This is a genomic window from Bacillus sp. FCW2 (assembly GCF_021228595.1).
GTDB classification, from domain to species: Bacteria; Bacillota; Bacilli; order Bacillales; family Bacillaceae; genus Bacillus; species Bacillus velezensis.
In genome coordinates this window covers 1170622-1192662 of sequence record NZ_CP089436.1, presented here as the reverse complement: position 1 = coordinate 1192662, position 22041 = coordinate 1170622, and the positions used below count along the sequence as shown (strand labels likewise).

Below are 22041 nucleotides of genomic sequence, written 5' to 3'. Positions count from 1 at the left end.
TCACAAAATAATTAATTCTTTAGGGGAATGCGTAATTGTCCGGTTGCCGTCCTCAGTGATGATGATATCATCTTCGATTCTTGCGCCCCCAACATCCGGTATGTATATGCCCGGCTCAACCGTTACCGCCATGCCCGGCTCAAGAACGGCCGATGACCTGAAAGACAGCCCCGGTGATTCATGGACTTCCATTCCGAACCCGTGTCCTGTCGAATGGCCGAAATACTGTCCGTAGCCTTTTGCGGTGATGTGATCCCTCGTCAGGGCGTCCGCTTCTTTTCCCGTCATGCCGGGTTTAATATGCAGGACACCAAGCGCTTGGGCATCGTATACGACCTGATAAATCTCTTTCAGTTTATCACTTGGCTCTCCGACCGCGACGGTGCGTGTGATATCAGAACAATAGCCTTTATAATAAGCGCCGAAATCGAGCGTGACCAAGTCTCCCTTTTCAATCAATTTGCCGCTTGCCACTCCGTGGGGAAGGCTGGATCTGACTCCCGAGGCGACGATCATATCAAAGGAAGAGCCGTCTGCTCCTTGGCGTCTCATATAAAATTCGAGCTCGTTTGCAACTGAAATCTCTGAGATGCCCGGTTTGATAAACGTCAGAATATGTTCAAACGCATCATCCGCAATCTTCGCAGCTTCCTCTAATATCTTAATCTCTTCACTTGACTTAATCAAGCGCAACTTTTCAACGGAATCCGCGACGGGAACCATCTCCGCTTCCTGCAGCACCGCTTGGTAGGATACATATGTTCCGTACGTCATGCTGTTTTGCTCGAAGCCGAGTTTTTTAATGCCGTACTCAAGAATCGTATCCGCAGCCGTTTGGATTAAGCTTCCGCCGTGCTCGATAATGTCAAAACCCTTCACTTGCGTCTTCGCCTGCTCGGTGTAACGGAAATCCGTGATAAATGCCGCACGTTCTTTCGATATGACCGCAAGGCCTGACGAACCCGTAAATCCCGTCATATACTGCAGATTGGCGGAGCTTGTCACCAACATTCCGTCTATATCCAGCTGACCGAAAAGATTTCGCAATTTCTCAAGTTTCATTCCCTTTCTCCTCCTCGCCGATTCTTGACTGCCGCCTGACAACGCGGGAGCATCCCCGCCCGGTTTTCAGCATAAAAAATGTTCACTTCTCGTGAACATTTTACCATACCGGACAGGGATTATACACTTATTCACTTGTTGCCGAGCGCCCTTGCAAGCTTGTCTGACGTAAGTTCATTGTAGTTGAAGGAAATTGAGTAGCCGACAAACAAACCGTACAGAATGTAAAGGCAAAGCGTCGTCACGATTGTATCTGATTTCAATTCAGTGATGGATTTCACATCTTCGAAAATCGGATTGAATAAGAAAAAAACCGCACACCATAAAATGACGCCGTACACCATCCCCGGCCACATCGTTTTAAAACGCTTCAGGCAGACGAAATAAATAAACGCCCCGGCAATTGAAATGAATCCGATGACAACGATGCTGACCATCGTGCCGAGCCATTGTTTTTTCCATTCTCCGATCATAAACGGCTGAAGAATCATGTTGGGGCTGATCTCTGAAAAATGAAAGACATACCCGAGATAGCCGATCAAACTCCAAAATACACCGCCGGCAAATCCGATACCGCAAATTCTGCCGGTAAATGAAACAGGCTGCTGATCATCATCCTGCTTCTTCTTTTCTTCCTGTTCTGAATGTTTTTCGCTTGTCATCATGGCACCTCCAGTCATAGACTGCCCCAAAATTTAAAAGTCATAAAAAGCTGCGCCATATTTTCATTCAATGAGTAAAATCTAAAGAAACGGGGTATACTGCATGTAGAAAAAGCATTGATTTCCCAACTGTCTAACTAGAGGTTTACCGCGGTTTCCTGTACAATAGAGTGAAAGGAAATGGTTAGTAAATCCTAAGAAAACAGGCAGGTTGATAAACAATGTCCAAACAAAAAACGCCCCCTGCATACGGCGGGCAGGCTGTTGTTGAAGGGGTCATGTTCGGCGGCAGAAAAAATTATGTTACCGCCATCCGCAGGAATGACGGAAGCATTGATTTTTTCAAGCTTCCGAGAGTGCCGAACGCCAAGCTTTCGGCTTTAAAAAAGATTCCTTTTTTGCGGGGAATCGTCGCCATCATTGAGGCGAGCGCCAACGGCACAAAGCATTTAAACTTTTCCAGCGAACGATACGGGCTTGATCCTCAGGATGACGCCAAGCTGGAGCAGGAAGATAAGAAGGGTTCGGGCTTATCGATGTTTTTCAGCCTGGCGGTGATCGGCGTTCTGTCGTTTTTGTTCAGCAAATTCGTTTTTACGCTCGTCCCGGTCTTCTTAGCGGAGCTTGTAAGGCCCGTCTTTTCCTCAGACGCCGCGCAGATCGGAATCGAAAGTCTGTTTAAGCTGCTTCTGCTTCTCGGCTACATTTATTTTTTATCAATGACGCCGTTAATTAAAAGAGTGTTTCAATATCATGGAGCCGAACATAAGGTCATAAACTGTTATGAACAGAATTTTCCAATTACAATAGAAAATGTTCAGAAACAGTCACGGCTTCATTACCGTTGCGGTTCAAGCTTTATTTTATTTACGATCATTGTCGGCATGTTCGTCTATTTACTCGTTCCGACAGATCCGCTTTGGGTGCGGATTTTAGACAGGATTGCGCTTATACCGGTCGTTCTCGGCATCTCCTTTGAAGTGCTCCAGCTGACGAACAGAGTGCGGAATATCCCCGTTTTGAAAGTGCTCGGTTATCCCGGCCTGTGGCTGCAGCTTTTAACGACAAAGGAACCGGCGGATGACCAGGTCGAGGTTGCCATAGAAAGCTTTAACGAGCTTCTCAGACTGGAAGACATTTCAGAACAGAGCGAAAAGCCGTCTCACAACGTAATCTGAACCGTTACCGTTATTATTTTGGAGGTGGGCAGTTATGAATCATCGTGTACAACCTTTTTTTGCTGTATTGATAGCGCTTGGCGCATTCGGTTTCATTTATGCGGCGGTAACCAACCCCGGGCAGATGATTTCAAGAGCGATCACCGTTATTATCGCAGGCATCATTATTTATTTTATCGTGAGGACGGTCCTGAACCGCCGCACCGGCCGTGACGGAACCGCTTTCAGAAAAGCGGCCAGACAATCGCGGCTCCGAATGAAGGAACAAAAAGCGAAGCACCGCGCCGGACACAGAGGCCGGGTCAGCCATTTGCGGAGCGTGCCGAGCAGCAGCAGACCGAAGCCGATGATTCTTAAGAAAAAAAGCCAGACCCAGCTTACCGTCATAGAAGGCAAAAAGAATAAAAAGAAAAACAGAGCGCTTTTTTAATAGCTCCATTGCTTCAAAAATTGCTCTGTTCTGCTTTTTCCTAGCTCAATGAGAGCTAGTTTTTTTTGCGGTGTGAGATGAAACTCCGTCGCCATCACATGTTCCACCGGAATAAAAATAATATTCTGTTCGTACTTTGTCGCGATATGCCTGGCATCATGAGCGTCTTTCATCGTTTCAAACAAAGCCCCGAACAGCTCAAAAGCGTTGCGGATTGTTTTTTTCGGGCGCTCTTTTTCGTTGGGCGAAAGTGAAATTCCGATGACCGGCCGTTTGCGTTCTTTTGAATACAGCCAAATCGGGAAATTGCTTAACACGCCGCCGTCAACGACCGTCGAGGTGCCTTTTTCGGTCTTCAGTTTTATCGGTTCAAAAAAATAAGGAATGCTGCAGCTCATTCTGACGGCTCTGGCAACCGGGAACATCTCCGGATTTAATCCGTAGCGGGGAAGATCGTCAGGAAGCACGATCATCGTTCCGTTCGTCAGATCTGAAGCGATGAGACGGAGCGAGCCTTTTTTCAAATCACCGAACGCGATGATGCCCTTCGCTTTTAATTTATCCGCAATCCATTTTTCCAGCATATCGCCTCTGTATAGTCCGAGGCGCCAATATATCGACACCCACTGCAGGATTTTCAGCGGGAGGAATGAGTATCTCTGATCAAGCAATTGCCTTCCGTCCACCTCATCTATGATGGAATGAACCTCTCTGCTCGTATAGCCCGCAGCGATAAATGCGGCAATAATTGCGCCGGCGCTTGTTCCGGCGAGCCTTTCAAAGCGAAAGCCCTTTTCTTCCAGCGCTTCATAAGCGCCGGCAAGCGCCACCCCTTTTATCCCCCCGCCCGAAAATACGCCGTCAATCTGCATAGCGCGCCCTCTCCCTTCCATCTCAAGGTGTATTATTATTTTAAGAAACGGCTGGGCGAAATAGACCAAAGAATGAAGACATTAAAAAAAGGGCGCCCCCATTTCGGGCTGCCCTTTATTCACCGGGATTTTCGGTTTTTTTCTGTACGGATTTCAATTCTTTTTTCCGGCTTTCGTCATCTTCGAAATACTGAACGAGGTCGCCGATGCGGTCAATGCTGTTCCAGCTCAGATGATGTTCGATTCCTTCAACATCATTGTAAATCTTCTCTTCATCAACACCAATGATTCTTAAAAACTGCTCAAGCAATTCGTGTCTGTATACGAGCCGTTTGCCGATCTTTTTGCCTTTTGACGTCAATACGAGCCCGCGATATTTTTCATAAATCAAATACTCGTCTTTATCTAGTTTTTGAACCATTTTCGTTACAGAGGAGGGGTGGACTGCCAAAGCTTCCGCGATATCAGAAACCCGTGCATATCCTTTTTCTTCTATCAGCATATAAATCTGTTCAATATAATCTTCCATACTTGGTGTTGTCATAAGTAACCCTCCCAAAAAGCACCTTAACTTTATAAACCATTACAAGTTTACACTAACGGTCATGAAAAAACAAGGATGCTTCCGGTCTGTCAAGCCTTATCAGCGCTTATAATTCCATTCATCAGACGCGTATTTCGTCTCAGCCAGCTCATTGACAAATGCAAGCTCTTCAGACGTGAGTGTGTAAGGCTCAAGATGAATGTTCAGCCCTTCCTCAAAACCGGCTTTAAAAGCGATTCTGGCCTCATCCATCGTTACCCGTTTCGGCGCTAAGGCGTTGATGGCTACCGCTTTGTTTTTGAAATTCCGCTGCATGCGCTCACGGACTCTGTCGCTCGGATATAAAAACAGATCAAACAGCTTATCCTCATCAATGTCAAGCAGGATGGAACCGTGCTGAAGAATGACGCCTTTTTGGCGTGTCTGTGCGCTTCCGGCAACTTTCCGTCCTTCGACGACCAGTTCATACCACGAAGGCGCATCAAAGCAGACGGACGAGCGCGGATTTTTCAAGCTTTCTTTTTCTTTCTCCGTTCGGGGAATCGCAAAGCAGGCATCAAGTCCAAGGTTTCTGAATCCCTGCAGAATACCTTCTGAAATCACCCGGTACGCCTCTGTCACCGTGGCCGGCATTTCCGGGTGATCCTCTGAAACGATTACGCTGTATGTCAATTCTTTATCATGCAGAACACCCCGTCCGCCTGTCGGTCTTCTGACAAACCCGAGGCCGTGTTTATGTACTGCGTCAAAGTTAATTTCCTTCTTAATATTTTGAAAATACCCGACAGACAAAGTTGCCGGATTCCAGCCGTAAAAACGGATCACCGGAGGAATTTTTTTTTGGCTGTGCCAATATAAAAGCGCTTCATCCAGCGCCATGTTAAATGCCGGGCTTTCATTCCCTGAGTCAATAAACCGCCATGTTTCTTTTTCCATACACTGAACCCTTCTTTATCGTTTTAATAAAATCAGTTTAACAAACTGCCTTGAAAATGAAAAATATTTCGTTTCATTAAGGATGACAATCGCTTCATGCTTTACTATAATAGTATTTGTCCCAAAACGTCCGGTAAGCCTTGTTTTCAGGAAGCAGGGTTTTATTTTATAAGCTAAAGGAGTAGAATCGCATTGTCTAATATGATTGCTTTAATTATTGTTGCGGCGTTTATCGTTTATATGATCGTGTCGTATTTTTACCAGCAGCGTTTAATGAAAACACTTACGGAAGAGGAATTCCGCGCGGGCTACAGAAAAGCGCAGCTGATTGACGTCCGTGAACCGAATGAATTTGAAGGCGGCCATATTCTCGGCGCGCGCAACATTCCGCTGTCACAGCTGAAACAGCGCAAAAGTGAAATCCGTCCTGATAAACCCGTTTATCTGTACTGCCAAAACAATGTCCGCAGCGGACGCGCGGCACAGACGCTCCGCAAACACGGCTGCAAAGATATTTACAACCTGAAAGGCGGATTTAAAAAATGGGGCGGAAAAATTAAAGCAAAAAACTAATCATGAAAAAAGAGCTGTCCGTTTTATACGGAAGCTCTTTTTTTATACCTTGTCAGCGGCTGACGTCAGGTGTACGTTCGTACTTTAAAACCGGCTTTCTTGCCGCCTTGGTTTCATCCATTCTTTTGACAACTGTTGTATGCGGCGCCTCCTGAACGATTTCAGGCGATTCCTCCGCTTCCCGCGCAATTTGAATCATGGCATCTATAAACGCATCAAGCGTTTCCTTTGATTCCGTTTCCGTCGGTTCGATCATGATGCTTTCTTCAACATTGAGAGGAAAATACACAGTCGGCGGATGATAGCCGAAATCCAAAAGCCGTTTGGCAATATCAAGCGTTCGTACGCCAAGCTTTTTCTGCCTTCTACCCGATAACACAAATTCATGCTTGCAATGACGGTCATACGGGAGATCATAATAAGGCGCGAGTCTTCTCATCATATAATTTGCATTTAAAACCGCGTTTTCGGTCACAGCTTTTAAGCCGTCAGGCCCCATGGAACGGATATACGTGTAGGCTCTGACATTAATGCCGAAGTTGCCGTAATAAGGTTTTACGCGCCCGATCGACTGCGGCCGGTCATAGTCAAACGTCAAACGCCCCTCTTTTTTCGTGAGAACGGGTTTCGGCAGATACGGAATGAATTCTTTTTTTACGCCGACCGGCCCTGAGCCAGGTCCTCCCCCGCCGTGCGGCCCGGTAAATGTTTTATGCAGATTAAGGTGAACGACGTCAAATCCCATATCTCCCGGTCTTGCTTTACTTAAAACGGCATTTAAATTCGCTCCGTCATAATAAAGCTTTCCGCCGGCCTGATGGACGATTTCAGCCATTTCCGTAATGTTTTCCTCAAATAACCCGAGGGTGTTCGGATTCGTCAGCATCAGCGCCGCTGTTTCTTCATTTACCGCTCTTTTCAAATCTTCAATGTCAACCAGCCCGTGCTCATTTGACTTGACGGTAATCGTTTCAAAACCGGCGACCGTGGCGGATGCCGGATTCGTGCCGTGGGCTGAATCAGGGACAATCACCTTCGTCCGTCCGAAGTCTCCCCGCGCTTCGTGATAGGCGCGGATCATCATCAGACCGGTCCATTCGCCGTGAGCGCCCGCCGCAGGCTGCAGCGTCACCTCGTCCATGCCCGTAATCTCCTCCAAGTGTCCGCTTAAATCGTATAAAAGCTCAAGCGCCCCCTGAACCGTGTCCTCGTCCTGAAGCGGATGAATAGCGGAAAAACCTGCGATCCGGGCAATTTTTTCATTTAATTTCGGATTGTATTTCATCGTACAAGAGCCGAGCGGGTAAAAGCCTGAATCAACTCCGTGGTTCCTCTTAGAAAGAGCGGTATAATGCCGCATAATATCGAGCTCTGATACTTCCGGCAGCTTTGCGTCTTCATCGCGGATATAGTCACCGGGAAGAAGACTTTCAAGCTCTGTTTCCGGCACATCAAGCTTCGGAAGGCTGTAACCGATACGCCCTTCGCGGGACATTTCAAAAATAAGCGCCTGATCTTGATTATTCATGTTGATCCCCCAATCCCGCAATAAGCGAATCGATCTCTTCTTTTGTTCTCAGCTCTGTGACGGCAATGAGCATATGCTGATTCAGTTCCGGATACGCAAGGCCTAAATCATATCCGCCGATTATGCCGTCTTGCAGGAGCCGCCGGTTTGCTTCCTTGACGGGAAGATTCAGCCTGACGGCAAATTCATTAAATATCGGGCCGTCAAATGCTACGTGCAAGCCGGCTTTTTCCGCTTGGCGTCTCGCGTAATCAGCTTTCAATATATTTTGGCGGGCCATGTCTTTGACGCCGTTTTTTCCGAGCGCCGTCATCGCGACTGAAGCCGCTAAAGCATTCAGCGCCTGATTTGAGCAAATGTTAGACGTGGCTTTGTCCCTTCTGATATGCTGCTCGCGCGCCTGAAGAGTGAGAACAAAGCCTCTTCGCCCGTTTTCATCTTCCGTTTGGCCGACAAGCCGGCCCGGCACCTTTCTCATCAGTTTTTTCGTTACTGCAAAATAGCCGCAATGCGGGCCGCCGAACGCCGCAGGTATGCCGAAAGGCTGCGCGTCCCCGACGACGATATCAGCTCCGCATGCCCCGGGCGGTGTCAAAATACCGAGCGCGAGCGGGTTTGAAGAAACAATCAGCTGGCTGTTTCCTTTATGTGCGAGCGGCTCAATGTCCTTTAACGGCTCGATTTGTCCGAAGAAGTTCGGATACTGGACGATCACGGCGGCCGTTTCATCACAAACGGCATGTTCCAATGCTTCAAGATCTGTGACGCCGTTTTTCGCGGGAACCTCTACAACCTCAATATATTGGCCCTTTGCGTATGTTTTCAAAACATCCCGTGATTCCGGATGAACGGCTGCGGAAATGACGATTTTTTTCTTTTTCGTATGGCCCGACGCAAGCATCGCCGCTTCCGCCAGCGCCGTTCCCCCATCGTACATAGAGGAGTTTGCGATATCCATTCCCGTTAATTCACAGATCATCGTTTGAAATTCAAAAATCGCCTGCAGCTCTCCTTGTGAGATTTCAGGCTGATAAGGCGTATATGCCGTGTAAAACTCTGATCGGGATATCACATGATCGACGATAACCGGCTGGTAGTGATCGTACACTCCTGCACCCAGAAAAGATGCATATGTAACAGCGTCTTTATTTTTCGCCGCAAGCTTTGTCAGCTCTCTCGTCAGCTCAGTTTCTGACTTTGCTTGTTTAATGCGGTAGTCTTTTTGAAACCGTACATTTTCCGGAATATCGGCAAACAGTTCATCAATTGTTTCTGCGCCGATGGCTTTCAGCATTTCTTTTTTATCCTGTTCTGTCGCGGGCAAATATCGATGCTTCATATGACTCTCCTTTTTCAGCTCTGTTTTGGACGTTTATAAAACGGTGTGCGGACAATCTTCGCTTTTACCGTTTTTTTACGGATTTCCACTTCTACTTCCGTTCCGACTTCACTGAATTCCGTTTTGATTAAGGCAAGGCCGATATTTTTCTTTAAAGTCGGAGATTGCGTGCCTGTCGTGACTTCACCGATCGGAACACCGTCTTTTTTCACGGCGTACCCGTGTCTCGGAATCCCTTTTTCAATCATCTCAAGTCCGACCAGTTTTCGCGGGGCTCCTTTTTCTTTCTGTTCGCGCAATACAGACTTCCCGAAAAAATCGGAATCTTTCTTGTGTTTCACGGCAAATCCGATTCCGGCTTCAATCGGTGTAATATCTTTCGTCAATTCCTGACCGTATAAAGCAAGCTTCGCTTCAAACCTCAGCGTATCACGGGCGCCGAGGCCGCACGGAACGAGACCTTCATGCTCTCCCGCTGCAAGTATCTCCTTGAATAGATGAACTGCATCTTCATTGCGGCAATATAACTCAAACCCGTCTTCACCGGTATAGCCTGTTCTTGAAAGCAGGACTTGTCGTCCGGCAACGTCGGCCCCATCAATAAACGTAAACGGCTTTAAGGAGGACAAATCACATTCAGTCAGCTTCGTAAGAACCGACTGAGCATTCGGCCCCTGAACAGCAAGCAGTGAAATCCCGTCAGACTGATTCGTCAGCGTGACATCGTCTTCCGCATGTTCCTTCAGCCAAGCGATGTCTTTTTCAATATTGGACGCGTTAATCACGAGCAGATAGCAGCTCTCGCTTTTCTGATAGATCAGCAAGTCATCCACCGTACCGCCGTCAGGATAACACATGGCGGTATAGAGCGCGTTTCCCGGCTTTAAATCGGCAACGTCATTTGTCATCATTTTTTGCAGAAAAGACAGGGCGTCTTTACCGGATACTTCAACTTCCCCCATATGAGACACATCAAACAGGCCCGCTTTTGTGCGGACGGCTTCATGCTCCTCTTTAATAGAAGAAAATTGAACCGGCAGCTCCCATCCTCCAAAATCAATCGTTTTTCCGCCGTATTCTTTATACACGTCATAAAGCGGTGTTCGTTTCAGCATCATCTTCCCCCTTCAGTCATTGGCGCATTGTAAAAACATATAAAAAAGGACAGAGAAACACCTCATGAAAATGAAGGTTTCTCTGTCCCGGCACCTGAAAGTTTACTTTATGAACATATCATAAAGACGTCCCCTTTGGTGGCCTGCTTCTTCTAAGTGCAGACACTCTCCAGAGTTGCGTCGAGCAAGAGTTCTTTTGCCTGAGAGATTCACTCCGCAGTTTGCTCCTTCGGCGCCCGGACGCCCATCTTTCGTCCGAGTCTCTCCCCTTGCTGTCATTCGCTCATATTTACCAATTTTATGGACATACTAAAGCAATATCTTTTAGTGAAATCATTACTTATATCCTACCACCCTCACTTACGTCCGGCAACAAAAATTATGATAAATCAGTTTTTTAAAAGAAAGGCGGTTTTGTTACATATGACAGCAGAGATCATATTTGATGCAAACTGGCCGGGAGAGTTTTCTGAGCGGCTGAAAACGGACGGTCCCTGGTCAAATTGGGAGATGTACAAACTGTCGGCTGAAGTCCAGCAGACCCTTGCCATTCCTGAATTTGAAGGATTGAGGGCTCCTTTATACCTGCCCGATTTCACTCCGCTTCCCCATCAGCTTGAAGTCGCGCAGAAAGTCGTTGAAAAAATGAACGGCAAGGCGATTTTAGCTGATGAAGTGGGGCTCGGAAAAACGGTGGAAGCGGGCCTGATTTTAAAAGAATACATGATTCGCGGGCTGGCCAAAAAAATCCTGATTCTTGTGCCGGCATCACTCGTTTCCCAGTGGGTCAAAGAGCTTCAGGAGAAGTTTTTGATACCCGCTGTTGAACAGAAGAAAAGCTATGTGTGGGAACAGTGCGATATCGTCGTTTCTTCTATTGATACGGCCAAACGCTCGCCTCACAAGGACATTGTGCTTTCTATTCCGTATGATCTCGTCATTATTGACGAGGCGCACAAGCTCAAAAACAGCAAAACGAAAAATTATGAATTTGCGAGAAGTCTTGTGAAGAAATACTGCCTGCTTCTGACGGCGACGCCGATTCAAAACCGGATCGAAGAAATCTTCAATTTAGTGTCACTGTTAAAGCCCGGCCATTTAGGAAATGAAAGCGGATTTCAAGAAACCTTCAATCAGAAGGACGGGATTGACGCTCATGAGCATTTGAAAGAGCTCGTCAATAAGGTGATGATCCGCAACACGCGGAGCGACACCGGCCTTACATGGACGAAGCGCCACGTGGAAACAGTGCCGATCACCTTTTCACCGACGGAACAGGCGCTTTACGATGACATCGTCGCACTGAAAAACGGCACGGAAAAGCCCGCAAGCGCATTTTCCATTATGACGCTGCAAAGAGAGTGCTGTTCAAGCAGGGAAGCCGTGTATATGACGCTCAAAAAAATGCTTGACCAAAAAGACAAACATGCGCCCGCATTCGATGACCAGACGATCGCTAATTTAATGGACCGCATCAATCAAGTCACGCAAAACTCAAAAGCAATTCAAGTTGTTGACTTGATCCAAAAGATTAATGATAAAGTCATTATTTTTACTGAATACAGGGCGACACAGATTTACCTGCAATGGTTCCTTCAGCAGAACGGCATAAGCTCCGTTCCGTTCAGAGGCGGATTTAAACGCGGAAAAAAAGACTGGATGAAGGATCTCTTCCGCGGCAAAGTGCAGGTGCTGATCGCTACAGAAGCCGGAGGCGAGGGGATCAACCTGCAATTCTGCAACCATATTATCAATTATGACCTCCCGTGGAACCCGATGCGGCTTGAACAAAGAATCGGAAGGATTCACAGACTCGGTCAGGAAAGAGATGTCCATATCTACAATATGGCGACAAAACATACGGTGGAAGAGCATATCTTAAAACTTCTGTATGACAAAATTCATTTATTTGAAAATGTCGTCGGAGAATTAGATGACATTTTAACAAAAATCAAAGTGAGCAATTTTGAAGACCATTTGCATGATATTTTATGCCATTCGCTGACAGAGGAAGAAATGAGAATCAAAATGGACAATCTCACCTCTTTTCTGTCGTACGGTACGGACAAGCCCGCCAGAAAAAAAGGATCTTAATCTAAAAGGAGGAAGCGCGACATGAGACAGCAGGAGGTTCACGAATTTTTACTGCGCTTTTTTGAAGCGAACCACTGTCCGATTACAGAACACGGGCCGGGTTTTATGACGGTTCAGTTGACGGTCGAGATGGACAAACAAATTATGAACCGCCCGTTTTATTGGCATTGGCGTGAAAAAACGGGCGGCGAACCGAACCCGATGAAGATCACGTTCATCACTGATAAAGAAACGGCTCCGGAGGATATGGACGGCGAATTTATTTACTTTGGAGCCCCGCGCCTCTTTCAAATCTTTCAAGCAGTTAAACAAAATGGGAGATTTACAAGAATATATGAGAAAATTGTATCAGCCGGAGCCAGAGTGCCGCTTCAGCCCTGGCTGGGATTAAATGTAGTGATTTCATACCAATCCGACATGAAAAAAGACAGACTTTTGTCTTTAGGCCTGCATCTTGTTTCTGGAACAATTATAGAAGGGTTTCAGCAGAAGCTTGCACCGCTTCCGCTGACCTCGCAAATATCAGACTATTGCTTTACCATATCGCCGATGATTAAGCCGGAAAGCGGGATTAAAAGGATGGAGCATTACTTAAAAGACGCTGCCGCCAAAGAGCCATCAGACTGGGCTGACAGCGCGATCGCCAGATGGAAAAAGGACCTCAGGCTGCTCGATCAGTTTTATGAGCAGACAGAGGAAAAACCTGAGGAATATCATTTGGAAAAACAAGCGCTGAAAGCCTTATATCAGCCGAAAATTCACATTCAGATTGAAAACGGCGGTTTATTTTTCCTGCAAAGTAATTTTTCTGGATAAGCGTTATCCATTCGACACCTTTCCCGTTTTTTCTGGAAATTCTATATTATAATAAAAGTATATAGAAAAAATTTCTGGCGTTTCGCATGCGATGAATCACTTCCAGACATGTAAAGATAAGGTCATGGCCGGATTGGCTGAAATACATAAACAAGTATTTTAGGAGGAGAAAATGCATGAAAAATGCAAAAACAGAATTTTCACAATTAGATAAGGAATGGGTTGAGCTGATATTAGAAGCCCAAAAAGCAAATATCAGCCTAGAAGAAATACGCAAATACCTGCTTTCGAATAAAAAGTCTTCTCAACATATCCAGGCAGCCAGAAGTCATACCGTAAATCCTTTCTGAATGTGCTATAATATCACAAGGAAGGTGATGACATTGATTGGCCAGCGTATTAAACAATACCGAAAAGAAAAAGGCTACTCACTATCAGAACTAGCTGAAAAAGCTGGGGTAGCGAAGTCTTATTTAAGCTCAATAGAACGAAATTTACAGACGAACCCCTCCATTCAATTTCTCGAAAAAGTCTCCGCTGTTCTGGACGTCTCGGTTCATACTTTACTTGATGAAAAACATGAAACCGAATACGATGGTCAATTAGATAGTGAATGGGAGAAATTAGTTCGCGATGCAATGACATCCGGGGTATCAAAAAAACAATTTCGTGAATTTTTAGATTATCAAAAATGGAGAAAAGCGCAAAAAGAGGAGTAGTGCCGCCATATGTGCACAACTCCTCTTTTAACTGTCCGACTTTCGGATTAGTTTTTATCCTCACTGTGAGCCTTTTCATTTTCCTTGACGTAACCGTCTTTATCCGTATGATCTTTCGTAATGGTCAAGCCGTTCCATTGCGTTGCTTCAAAAGAGAATTGAAGAGAAATCGCATTGCCTTGGAACTTGTTTTGCACACTTAATCCGTCCGCAGTTTTTGCGGTGTCATTTTTAAATTGGATTTCCATTCTCACCTGGTCATAATCAGCAGGCGTTTTCGGAACTCCGTCGTACTCAGGAGCTGTTTTGCCGTTAATGGTTGCTACATTGACTTTTCCGCTCTCACTCAGGAATTTCGGATCAATGTGCTTGCTGATCGCTTCGGCAGCTGCTTTATCCTGTTTTGTTGACATTAAGTATAAGTCTTTCAGGCTGGCCGCCTTCAAAATGATATTTTTAGGATAGCCGTTGCCCCCTTCTTTACCGACTGTCAGAACCGTAATTTCAAACTGGCTGAGGAAATCCTCCGCAGATTCATTTCCTTTCTTTGCTCCTTTAAAGTCAGTAAAATTCAAAGCCATCAGCACTTCTTTAATGGCAAGTGAACCGTTGTTTCTGAATTCGAAATCTTTCGTCAATTTATCGCCTGGTTTTAAGTTTGACAAATTGACATTGGCTGATTGTTCTTTAGCCGATAAATCAAGTGTTCCTGACGCAAATGTAGCGTCCGTCGACTTCACATCATTAAATGCGGCCCATGTGCCTCCTCCTACTAATGCTAAACCGAGTGCGGCTGAGGCAACGCCCAAGCTTAATTTCTTTTTCATACCCATGTTTGTACTCTCCCCTTACTTTTTATTTTTGTTATCAAATCCTGTCGCCAGGTTGCAACCGTATTCATGTGGAGATGGTTCCCTTTTTCGCATGTTCTTCCAGCGCTTTCGTTTTCCGCTCAATATCGCGGAGGGCGCTGACAATGACTGTTATTGAGTAAATCAAAAGCATGACGCCGGGAACGATTAACAGAATCGCCGTTCCGATCGGCTGGCTGGCCAAATGTATGACATATCCGGCATACGGAAGCTGATATCCCGTATACTGGGCCGCCACTTTTTCAGCTTGAACGGGTGCGGCATCCGGGGCGGCATTATGGTCCCCTTTTGTCTCAAACAGCAGGTTCCCGTCCTTTTTTGTGATCCCGATTATTCTGTGTGTGACGGCTGTTCCGTCATCTTGCGTAAAGGTGATCACATCCCCTTTTTTTAAGTCATTCACGTCAGAAATTTTCTTTACCGCTATGAGCGAACCCGTCTTAAATTCCGGGTCCATTGAACCCGACAGCACGGATTTCAGCGTATAGCCGAAAATGGCCGGCTCACCCCCGGAAGCCCGGGTCGAAATCACCGTTAACGTCAGCACAATAATCAAGCTGAAGATGACGGCATACAAAATATTACTGATCAGTTTCAGCGTTTTTTTCATGTTCTTCCCCGCTTTCTTTTACCGGCTCAGCCGGCTCTTTCTCCGTTTTCTTTAGATCGGAAACGGTCGCCTGTTCCCGGCATTTGACGAGTTTCATCGGTTTTGACCACTCAAATTTTTCTTCGTCGGCCGGGTACCCTTCAGGCTTGTAAACCTTGAATGCGTATATGCCCGGCTGCAAAGACCGCTTTGACTCAATTTTATAAATCGTTTTGCTTTTTTTATCAGTAATAAGCCCTTTATCCACAACATTGCCGTTTCGTAAAGGCTGCTGCTGAGAAGCGATTTTATGGAGCTCCCATTTCCAGTCAGAAACAGTCCGCTCTTTTCCCTTATTCTCCAGCTCGGCATAGAGCTGAAGCGGCGCACACACGGTGCCTGACGTATCAGTTTGATTTGTTATATGTAAATCACTTTGATCCCAGCGTTCGTCATAACGGCAATCGTCATCCGTATATTGAAAATCTCCGCACGTTTGAACCGGGAGACTGAAGCTTTTCACATCATTGAAGGAGGAACTTGTATCACCTGTGAACTGAGCACATATCATCACGGACAGGCAAAAAATGAACGAAAGCCGTAAAAATAGCATCATCCGCCATCTCACCTTGCCCTTTTTTTCCATTCGCAACAATCGGAACATGCCTTACCCCCTGTAAAACTGTTAATAAATATGACAACCGTTCTCTTTAAAGAACTGTATGAACAAAGTATAATCAAGGATTATCGTCTTGAAAAATGTCAAATTCGGTCAAATTGTTCGTTTTTGAGAATGGTATCTTTCAAAAACATCGTTTTGCTTCAAATTACACACCTTTTTGGAATTTTTTCTAATAAAACGTGAGAAAATAACGAGGTGCCTAGCACAAAATGGAAAGTATATACAGCGAAAGGACGAAGAATGATGATCAAACAAAGTCTGATTTGCCTTTCTCTTCTTGTTTTCGGGGTTTCAGGAACAGCTCAGGCGGAAACGGTGCCTTATTATGCTGTTCACCATAAATCAAAATGGGAAAAGTTAGCAGAAAAAGAAGCTAAAAAAAGATATCCGCTCGCCCAAACGTTATTTATTCAAAAGGTGTGGGACCGGAAAAGAACGGATGAAGCAGTCAAGCAATACCACTTGACATTGCGGGATGGCGCAAAAGAATTTGGTGTGTTCGTTACGATTTCTTTTAATCCCTACAGCCAAAAAGTAAATAAAATTGCCGTCATTGAGGAATACCAATAAGGCCCTCCTGTATCAGGAGGACCTTTCGTGTGATTCAACTTTATTTTTTCCGCTGCATCCACAGCTTAAAACTGTACGGCAATATTCCGAACCAGTGCTGAGAAGCCGGCACTTTCTTTTCTTTCCGCACTTCTTTTCGCTCTCTCCGTTCCTGTTTCGGCGTATCGAAATATTTAACGAATTGCTCAGTCATATATTTTACATAATCATTTGTTTTCACGGCTCTCACCTCATAGTGCTGTCTTTACTATGAAGTGTTGTCCCGCCGCCTCTTTTTTATACTTCCGTCCATTGAATCAGCTGTTTCTTCTTCTGATCGAACAAAAGGTGAGCCTCCCGTCTCGTGCCTGTCGTGGTTTCCGCCTGAATTGTAACCTGAACCGTTTCCCTTCGATCACTCCCGGTGATGTGAAAAGAAACGGTGCCGTACGGAAAACGCTGTGTACCAGTTTGGCCCTTTTGTCCCTGTGTCATATGGCGGCTTGACAGCAGCGCGCCGTTTTGGAGCAGGTTCTCTCCGATCCAGTACTCCCCGGCCTCTTTTGCAAATGTTTTTCGGGTGATGAAATCAGATGAAGTATAGCTGATGACAAGTAAAACTGCGGCAGAAACAAACAGAACCGCGGGATATATAAAACCGTCAGATTTGTACATTTAATCACCTTTAAAAGAGCTGTAAACCGGAATGACCGCCTGATTCTTTTTACCTGTAACGCTTGAGATCTCTAATAAGAGCAGGCCATTTTTCACATCAGCCGTTAATGATGCCGCGTTTTGCAGGATCGGCACGTGGCCTTTTCCGTTTACTCTTTTCCTTATCATCTTATGATAAATTTCAAAACGCACTTCTTCGCCTCCTGTTTTCCGGCATGCTAACGCCCGTCCGCCGTCCGCCGGCTTCACAGTCTCAGCCTGTTTACATTCGTTCATGATCTGCTGAACGGCAATTTGATGCTCCCGGCTGTCTAATCCGCCGTTATCGGTCCGGTTTGATAAGAACAGATGTAAAATCGGGCCCAGGGTGCCTGATAGGAAAAGACAGACTGCCAAGGAGAACAAAACATTAAGAAGCGTAAAGCCAGTCTGTTTTGAGAATGCTGAGGCACATTTCTTTTTCGCCGGGGTCAGCCGCACACACTTTGTAATACTCACCATCCTCCTTCCACTTCACACCGGGAGACGGCGGCTTTTTTCCGGTCATCATATAAGTGCTGATATGTTTCTGAAGAAGCTGGTACGCTTCCTGGCGATCTTCTATTTTCAGGCCATCTGTCAGCATGCCCGTCCAGACCGGAATGATAGACGTCATAAGGAACAGCCAAATGGCCATTGCTGATAGCGTTTCAATAGTAGAGAACCCCTTATTTCCGTTTAGCATGGACATTTCCGCTCCCTAAGTAAACTGTGATCTCATAGGTGAACCCGGCGCTCTTCAATTGAATCTTTCCTCCCGAATTCGGATGGCCTTTTTCGTTAAATTCAAGGCTCTCCGGTAAAGTCACAAGCGTAATGTGAAGCGAATCAAAAGAACGCTCGACAATCCTTCCGCCTGACTGCAGTTTGTATTTATGCTCTTTTGGAAGAAAAGTGATTTTTGTTCTTTTATGTTCTGCGATAGCCGTTTCCTGAGCAAGCTGAATATCTTTTTGGAGCTGTTCTGTTTTTTGCCGCACGACAAGGTGGGTGCAGACCGGCGGAACCGTCGTGAACAAAACCGTCAGCAGGACGGACGCCAGGCTTAACACAATCAGGCTTTCAAGAAGGGTAAACCCATTTTCTGTCCGCCTGTTATTGTTCAACTGTAACTTCTCCGCCACTAATTAAGATCTGTTTACCATTCGGGCAGGCTGTATTCTTTTTGATATACCCCTCTGATTGTAAATCGTTCATATCCGGCATTTTACCTTCATGGTCGATTTCGTACGCAGTCACTTGGGCTTTCACCATATTCTGCAGTCCTTCACAGCCTTTACGCTGAATGCTTTGATTATGTTTTGTAACGTTAGGAATGGTGATTAAAAGCAGAATGGAAACGATAAATAAAACAATCAGCATTTCAATTAAAGTAAATCCATCTTGATTTTTCAGACGAAGCACTCCCTTACATTTGGTTCATCATCTGGTACATCGGCATCAGCATTGACATGTAGACAATTAAAATCATACCGGCCACAACACCGTAAATGACAGGCTGGAGAATGCCGGTATACTTCGCCGCGTTTTGTTCAAGACGCTCCATCATAAACTGGCTGTACGTATAAAGTTCGCGGTGAAGCCGGCCGTTTGCCTGTCCGTGGCTGACTGCAGCCGCAAGGTCTTTTTCATAGCACGGATGCCCGGAAAGAGCGGATTCTATGGTTTCTCCGGCTTTCAGACGTGTAATGAGCATCTCTGCTTCTTCACGATAAAAAGGCAGAAAAGATTGTTCTTTAAAAGCTGTTAAGCTGTCATAGATAGAAAGGCCGGATTTCAGAAGACTGCTGAGCTGTAAAGAGAAAAAGTAGCTGTTAAAAAGAACGGCCGCTTTTCCTAATAGGGGGATTTTCACAACAATCAGCATTTTATCTTGCGGGGATTTTTTCTTACATAAGAACCAAACGTACAAAAACAAGCAGAAAGCGGCGGACAGCGCCAGTGCGCAGGCTTCATGAAAATGCCGAAAAAACGCAAAGATCAAAGCAGTCGCACCGGATGTATTCATATTCATTGATTGATAAATCCCAGAAAACTGCGGAATGATTAAACTTTGCAGGATATAAAACATGACACAGACGGAAGATATTAAAAACATCGGATACCGGAGCATTTTTTTGATTTGATTCGTCTGCATGAGCTTTCTCTGTAATAATTCGCCGCTTTGTTTCATCGCCCCCGGCAATTCCCCGTGTTTCTCAGCGAAATAGCAGATAGAGACGGCTTCTTTGTGAAAAGACAGTGCCTCAAGCACTTGGTAAAACGCATCACCTTCCCTCAGCCGGCGGATTCCTTCCTTCAGCTCTGCAAGCTGACGTTTATGCAGCTGGAGTTGCAGCAGTCTGAGCCCTTCAATCAGGCTGTATCCTTTTTCCGTCATTTCACCGAGCCTTTTCAAAAAAGCCGCTTGATCCTTCAACGGCCATGTTCGTTTAATCCGCTTCATGATACACCCACCGATCGTAATTGTCGGTCGTGACATAGCCGAGCGCGATTCCTTTTCTGATCAGCCTGCGGAGCGTCTGATATTGAAAATTGGCGTGCTCTCCCTTTGCTTCCTGAAAGCATTGGGTGAGGTTTTTCCCGTAGAGCAGTTCATAAATGCCCGCACGGCGTGTCTGCCTATACATCCGGCAGTACACGGAACAGTTTTCCTCTTTGCAGAACGGACATGTTAAATCAACCAGACGCTGAGCGGCAATAGCAATGACGGTTTGTTCAATTTCTGTCATGTTCACGCCGAACTCCAGCAGCCTGTATATGGCGCCCTTAGCATCTCTTGTATGCAGGCTTGAAAGAACGAGGTGTCCCGTCATGGCCGCGCGGACTGCGATTTCAGCCGTCTCGGCATCTCTGATTTCCCCTAAAATGATCATATCGGGATCATGTCTTAAAATCGCTTTTAAACCGGCGGAATATGTGACTCCGGCTTTTTCATTCACCTGAACTTGCAGCACATCCTCATCTCTTGTTTCTACGGGGTCTTCAAGCGTGACAATCCGCCGGTTGAAATGCCTTTTTGCATAGTTGACAAGCGAGTAAAGAGTGGTCGTTTTTCCAGATCCGGTGGGGCCGGTAAACAGAAGCAGGCCGTGCGAATGCTTCAGAAAGGACAATAGTGCGGCGCCCGCCCCCCGAAATAAGGACAGTTTATCCAGAGGGGGAATCTGCCGCTTAGGCAAAAGCCTGATGACAAGACTTTCATCATTCATTGTCGGCAAGGTTGACATTCTCAAATGAACGGTTTCCGTCGGAAGCGGCAGAGACAATGACCCGTTTTGCGGCTTACGTCTTTCTCCTATATCCATGGCCGATAAAAACTTAAAATGAGAAATAAGCCTTACGCATTCCTCTTTTTTTAAGACTCTTTTTTTCACAAGAGCATGGCCGATGCGAAAATGAATGAAAGCATCCTTTTCTCTCGGCACAATGTGTATATCTGAAGCCCTTGCCGTATAGGCCTCGTTTATGATGTTCCTGCTATATGTTTCAATATTTTTCACAAGACTTCCCTCCTTCCGCACGTATTGTAAATCAGATACACAAAAGCCGGCAAAGGAGAGATTATGCGTTTTACAGTGTGTAAAACGTAAAAAAATAAAAAATAAGCCACCTGACATTGATTTACCGAATGAAATCCGGAACCATTCGGCCATTTTCAGCCATCAAAAAAAGCAGGCGTATGCCTGCTCTTCTTAGCGTTTCTTTTCTTTCCGCAAATATTTTTTTTGATGCTCCCTCAAAATGTCCCCTGTCCAGCCTTTGTGCCGCAGATAAATATAAATCAGCAGGGTTGATACAATAATGAGCACGATGGAACAAATATACGCATATTTCCAATGAAGCTCCGGCATGTTATCAAAGTTCATCCCCCAGAGAGCTCCAAGCGCCGTCATCGGTGTAAAGAGAGTTGTAAAGATCGTCAAGGCTTTCACAATTTCATTTCCTCTTTGGGAGGTAATGACTTCCTCGGCGTGCAGCAGATTGCTCAGTTCCTGATCAAACTCATTGATATATGTAATTCCTCTTTCCATCTTTTGGTGAGCTCTGAGGTAATCTTTCTGCCTGTCATTTTTCGGGAGAAAAGCTTCTTTTAAAGCCATTTCCACTTTTTGAGCCCCCAGTGTAAGGCCTTTCCAAATGAACAGCTCATGGCGCAGTTTATGCACATTTTCCAAGATTCCTTTGCTGTTGTCATCATGAATCTGCCATTTCAGCGTCCGCTGCTTGACTTCAAATTCATCCAGTCCGATCAGATAGGAATTCATCAGCTCTCCCAGCAGAACAAAAAAGCCTTCAATCGGATTTTCACAGGTTTGAATCTGCTGTGTGGCATGCTTTTCTTTTACACCGCGCAGCAGCGAAAAATCAAAATTAATTGTAAAAAAGAAGTCTCTCGTAATATAAAAGTGAAATACGGTATGGTTTTTTTCATCATCTAATCCTTGATGATAGATTAAAGAACCGAAAACCGCTTCATTATTCTGATCATTTGTATCTGAGCGCAGAAAGTTTATATGATTTTCATGTTCAAACCACTTTTCGCATTGCGGCCAGTGATTGTGATGGATCATTTTTTTCGCTTCTGTTTTTTCATTCGGACCGAGCTGGTACCACAGCCAGTCCGCTCCCGAATGTACCTTCATCTCTTGTCATCCTCCAGTATCGCTTTCTTGTTTTATTACCGTAAATGAAGCAGGCTAAACCAGGTTCGATGTTTGAGCAGCTTTCTACAGTGGTATTATTCCGAAAAAAGGGAGGTGCAAG

General features: G+C 45.5%; 28 protein-coding genes and 1 riboswitch. Of the genes, 8 read left to right on the top strand and 20 right to left on the bottom strand.

What is annotated here, in order from left to right; genetic code table 11:
- Positions 1 to 1062 carry a M24 family metallopeptidase gene (locus tag K3G25_RS06065; RefSeq protein WP_128496718.1) on the bottom strand — a complete coding sequence of 354 codons (1062 nt, stop codon included), beginning with the start codon at positions 1060 to 1062 and terminating at the stop codon, positions 1 to 3.
- Positions 1063 to 1193: 131 nt separating this feature from the next.
- Positions 1194 to 1724 (bottom strand): YqhR family membrane protein, encoded by a 531-nt coding sequence (locus K3G25_RS06060; protein ID WP_029973882.1) that lies wholly within the window; start codon positions 1722 to 1724, stop codon positions 1194 to 1196.
- 221 nt (positions 1725 to 1945) lie between these two features.
- Here K3G25_RS06060 and K3G25_RS06055 point away from each other — a divergent pair, with 221 nt between their 5' ends.
- Together K3G25_RS06055 and K3G25_RS06050 are read left to right on the top strand one after the other, a co-directional pair.
- Positions 1946 to 2902, top strand: a complete 957-nt coding sequence (locus K3G25_RS06055; RefSeq protein WP_053284919.1) for a DUF1385 domain-containing protein — start codon at positions 1946 to 1948, stop codon at positions 2900 to 2902.
- 34 nt (positions 2903 to 2936) lie between these two features.
- The gene (locus K3G25_RS06050) at positions 2937 to 3332 is read left to right on the top strand and encodes an SA1362 family protein (RefSeq protein WP_007408340.1); all 396 of its coding nucleotides are present in this window, start codon (positions 2937 to 2939) and stop codon (positions 3330 to 3332) included.
- Here K3G25_RS06050 and K3G25_RS06045 read toward each other — a convergent pair.
- The 3 genes from K3G25_RS06045 to K3G25_RS06035 all read right to left on the bottom strand — a co-directional run bounded on the left by K3G25_RS06045 (position 3329) and on the right by K3G25_RS06035 (position 5684).
- On the bottom strand, positions 3329 to 4204 hold the full coding sequence (locus K3G25_RS06045; protein ID WP_022552971.1) for a patatin-like phospholipase family protein: 876 nt from the start codon (positions 4202 to 4204) through the stop codon (positions 3329 to 3331). The two genes, K3G25_RS06050 and K3G25_RS06045, sit on opposite strands and share 4 nt — an antisense overlap.
- 115 nt (positions 4205 to 4319) lie before the next feature.
- Complete coding sequence (gene mntR / locus K3G25_RS06040) at positions 4320 to 4748, bottom strand: transcriptional regulator MntR (protein WP_007408338.1); 429 nt, start codon at positions 4746 to 4748, stop codon at positions 4320 to 4322.
- A gap of 99 nt (positions 4749 to 4847) precedes the next feature.
- Positions 4848 to 5684 (bottom strand): lipoate--protein ligase family protein, encoded by an 837-nt coding sequence (locus K3G25_RS06035; RefSeq protein ID WP_003153114.1) that lies wholly within the window; start codon positions 5682 to 5684, stop codon positions 4848 to 4850.
- Between the two features lie 192 nt (positions 5685 to 5876).
- Between K3G25_RS06035 and K3G25_RS06030 the strand changes: the two genes are divergently transcribed.
- Positions 5877 to 6257 (top strand): rhodanese-like domain-containing protein, encoded by a 381-nt coding sequence (locus K3G25_RS06030; protein ID WP_007408335.1) that lies wholly within the window; start codon positions 5877 to 5879, stop codon positions 6255 to 6257.
- Positions 6258 to 6309: 52 nt separating this feature from the next.
- Here the strand turns inward: K3G25_RS06030 and gcvPB are convergent, their stop codons facing one another.
- From gcvPB to gcvT, 3 genes are read right to left on the bottom strand one after another with little or no spacing between them, the layout of a single operon-like run.
- Positions 6310 to 7785: an aminomethyl-transferring glycine dehydrogenase subunit GcvPB gene (gene gcvPB, locus K3G25_RS06025; RefSeq protein WP_154817560.1), complete on the bottom strand. Its 1476-nt coding sequence runs from the start codon at positions 7783 to 7785 to the stop codon at positions 6310 to 6312.
- Positions 7778 to 9124: an aminomethyl-transferring glycine dehydrogenase subunit GcvPA gene (gcvPA, locus tag K3G25_RS06020; protein WP_014418365.1), complete on the bottom strand. Its 1347-nt coding sequence runs from the start codon at positions 9122 to 9124 to the stop codon at positions 7778 to 7780. Before gcvPA ends, gcvPB begins: the two co-directional genes overlap by 8 nt.
- A gap of 14 nt (positions 9125 to 9138) precedes the next feature.
- On the bottom strand, positions 9139 to 10239 hold the full coding sequence (gene gcvT, locus K3G25_RS06015) for a glycine cleavage system aminomethyltransferase GcvT (RefSeq protein WP_021494308.1): 1101 nt from the start codon (positions 10237 to 10239) through the stop codon (positions 9139 to 9141).
- 178 nt (positions 10240 to 10417) lie between these two features.
- Positions 10418 to 10518, bottom strand: a riboswitch (glycine riboswitch).
- A gap of 144 nt (positions 10519 to 10662) precedes the next feature.
- Here gcvT and K3G25_RS06010 point away from each other — a divergent pair.
- From K3G25_RS06010 to sinR, 4 genes are all read left to right on the top strand, one after another.
- Complete coding sequence (locus K3G25_RS06010; protein ID WP_154817561.1) at positions 10663 to 12333, top strand: DEAD/DEAH box helicase; 1671 nt, start codon at positions 10663 to 10665, stop codon at positions 12331 to 12333.
- Between the two features lie 21 nt (positions 12334 to 12354).
- Positions 12355 to 13149 carry a YqhG family protein gene (locus K3G25_RS06005; protein ID WP_014418368.1) on the top strand — a complete coding sequence of 265 codons (795 nt, stop codon included), beginning with the start codon at positions 12355 to 12357 and terminating at the stop codon, positions 13147 to 13149.
- Between the two features lie 176 nt (positions 13150 to 13325).
- Positions 13326 to 13499, top strand: coding sequence for an anti-repressor SinI (sinI, locus tag K3G25_RS06000; protein ID WP_014418369.1), 174 nt, complete (start codon positions 13326 to 13328; stop codon positions 13497 to 13499).
- A 33-nt stretch (positions 13500 to 13532) separates the two neighbouring features.
- Positions 13533 to 13868: a transcriptional regulator SinR gene (sinR, locus tag K3G25_RS05995; protein WP_003153104.1), complete on the top strand. Its 336-nt coding sequence runs from the start codon at positions 13533 to 13535 to the stop codon at positions 13866 to 13868.
- 47 nt (positions 13869 to 13915) lie between these two features.
- Here the strand turns inward: sinR and tasA are convergent, their stop codons facing one another.
- The 3 genes from tasA to tapA form a co-directional block, all read right to left on the bottom strand.
- Positions 13916 to 14701 (bottom strand): biofilm matrix protein TasA, encoded by a 786-nt coding sequence (tasA, locus tag K3G25_RS05990; protein WP_007408329.1) that lies wholly within the window; start codon positions 14699 to 14701, stop codon positions 13916 to 13918.
- 64 nt (positions 14702 to 14765) lie between these two features.
- Entirely contained in the window at positions 14766 to 15350 is a 585-nt protein-coding gene (gene sipW, locus K3G25_RS05985) for a signal peptidase I SipW (RefSeq protein WP_012117977.1), read from the bottom strand.
- Complete coding sequence (gene tapA, locus K3G25_RS05980) at positions 15322 to 15993, bottom strand: amyloid fiber anchoring/assembly protein TapA (protein ID WP_014418371.1); 672 nt, start codon at positions 15991 to 15993, stop codon at positions 15322 to 15324. Before tapA ends, sipW begins: the two co-directional genes overlap by 29 nt.
- A gap of 258 nt (positions 15994 to 16251) precedes the next feature.
- Here tapA and K3G25_RS05975 point away from each other — a divergent pair, with 258 nt between their 5' ends.
- A complete protein-coding gene (locus K3G25_RS05975; protein ID WP_012117979.1) occupies positions 16252 to 16581 on the top strand; it encodes a DUF3889 domain-containing protein in 330 nt (109 codons plus the stop codon).
- A gap of 40 nt (positions 16582 to 16621) precedes the next feature.
- Here K3G25_RS05975 and K3G25_RS05970 read toward each other — a convergent pair whose 3' ends face one another.
- The 9 genes from K3G25_RS05970 to K3G25_RS05930 form a co-directional block, all read right to left on the bottom strand.
- Positions 16622 to 16801, bottom strand: coding sequence for a YqzE family protein (locus K3G25_RS05970; RefSeq protein ID WP_003153093.1), 180 nt, complete (start codon positions 16799 to 16801; stop codon positions 16622 to 16624).
- A gap of 56 nt (positions 16802 to 16857) precedes the next feature.
- On the bottom strand, positions 16858 to 17235 hold the full coding sequence (gene comGG / locus K3G25_RS05965; RefSeq protein WP_017418138.1) for a competence type IV pilus minor pilin ComGG: 378 nt from the start codon (positions 17233 to 17235) through the stop codon (positions 16858 to 16860).
- Complete coding sequence (comGF, locus tag K3G25_RS05960) at positions 17236 to 17631, bottom strand: competence type IV pilus minor pilin ComGF (RefSeq protein WP_025649850.1); 396 nt, start codon at positions 17629 to 17631, stop codon at positions 17236 to 17238.
- Between the two features lie 13 nt (positions 17632 to 17644).
- Entirely contained in the window at positions 17645 to 17959 is a 315-nt protein-coding gene (gene comGE, locus K3G25_RS05955; RefSeq protein ID WP_017418140.1) for a competence type IV pilus minor pilin ComGE, read from the bottom strand.
- On the bottom strand, positions 17943 to 18380 hold the full coding sequence (gene comGD, locus K3G25_RS05950) for a competence type IV pilus minor pilin ComGD (RefSeq protein WP_095061019.1): 438 nt from the start codon (positions 18378 to 18380) through the stop codon (positions 17943 to 17945). The genes comGE and comGD overlap by 17 nt, the downstream gene beginning before the upstream one ends.
- Positions 18370 to 18678: a competence type IV pilus major pilin ComGC gene (comGC, locus tag K3G25_RS05945; protein WP_014418376.1), complete on the bottom strand. Its 309-nt coding sequence runs from the start codon at positions 18676 to 18678 to the stop codon at positions 18370 to 18372. Before comGC ends, comGD begins: the two co-directional genes overlap by 11 nt.
- Positions 18679 to 18682: 4 nt before the next feature.
- Complete coding sequence (gene comGB / locus K3G25_RS05940) at positions 18683 to 19720, bottom strand: competence type IV pilus assembly protein ComGB (protein ID WP_269770607.1); 1038 nt, start codon at positions 19718 to 19720, stop codon at positions 18683 to 18685.
- Positions 19707 to 20777 carry a competence type IV pilus ATPase ComGA gene (gene comGA / locus K3G25_RS05935; RefSeq protein ID WP_003153083.1) on the bottom strand — a complete coding sequence of 357 codons (1071 nt, stop codon included), beginning with the start codon at positions 20775 to 20777 and terminating at the stop codon, positions 19707 to 19709. Before comGA ends, comGB begins: the two co-directional genes overlap by 14 nt.
- A gap of 192 nt (positions 20778 to 20969) precedes the next feature.
- Positions 20970 to 21920, bottom strand: a complete 951-nt coding sequence (locus K3G25_RS05930) for a magnesium transporter CorA family protein (protein WP_232489627.1) — start codon at positions 21918 to 21920, stop codon at positions 20970 to 20972.
- Between the last annotated feature and the right edge of the window lie 121 nt (positions 21921 to 22041).